This is a genomic window from Bradyrhizobium acaciae, assembly GCF_020889785.1.
Taxonomy (GTDB): Bacteria; Pseudomonadota; Alphaproteobacteria; order Rhizobiales; family Xanthobacteraceae; genus Bradyrhizobium; species Bradyrhizobium acaciae.
The window spans coordinates 1-790 of the sequence record NZ_JACMYK010000324.1 but is presented as its reverse complement, the minus strand read 5'-3'; the positions used below and the strand labels follow the sequence as shown (position 1 = coordinate 790).

Genomic DNA, 790 nt, shown 5'->3' with positions numbered 1-790 from the left:
CGCACCGGTGCGCCCGCCGGCGCCGTCTGCGTCGACCGGCCAACGCTGCCGGTGACGGCCACCTCGGACGTGACGGGCGGCACTTTCGCGGCGAGCGCACTGATGTCGCGGCGCGCCGATGCAAGATCCCGTTCCAATTGCTCGGCCCTGCCACGCTCCCGCTGCAGCAGGCTGCGCTGCTCCGCCGCAGCCTGCTCCGCGGCTTGCTTCATCCCGACCGTTTGCGCGTTGGCTTCGGTTACCCGCGCGACCTGAGCATCGAGTTCGCGGCTTTTTGTCGTGAGATCGCGAGCCAGTTGTTCAGCCCGCTGCTGTTCTCGCTGAAGGGATTGCCGCAATTCGGCGGTATCTTTTGACTCCGCCTGCTTGCGTTGTGCTGCTTCGTCGCCGGCTTTGGCCGCCTGAGCCTCGTATGCGTAGATCTTGCTGCGTGCCGTCGCGAGATCCTGCGCCACCGCATCGGCCTTCTCGCGCTCCTTCTGCGCCGATCGGCGCTGCTCCGCAGCGCCGGCTTCCGCTGTCAGCTTCAGCCGGGCGAGTTCATCGCGTGCCTGGGACGCCGCCGCCGATTGCATTTCCACGTCGCGACGCGCCGCAGCGAGGTCCAGCTCCAATCGCGCAGCTCGCTCGTGCTCCTGCTCCAGCGACTTCTGCAAGTCCGCTGCGCCGCCTTCGGGGGCCTTCTTCAGCCGGGACGCTTCATCACTTGCCTTGGCTGCCAGAGCCGTTTGCGTTTCCACGTCATGACGCGCTGCCGCCAGGTCCTTCTCCAATTTCGCGGACCGCTCAC

General features: G+C 67.2%; 1 pseudogene. It reads right to left on the bottom strand.

From position 1 onward, the window contains the following. Window positions 1–773: pseudogene (locus tag H8A92_RS40565) on the bottom strand (hypothetical protein); the annotation flags it as partial. Window positions 774–790 lie beyond the last annotated feature (17 nt).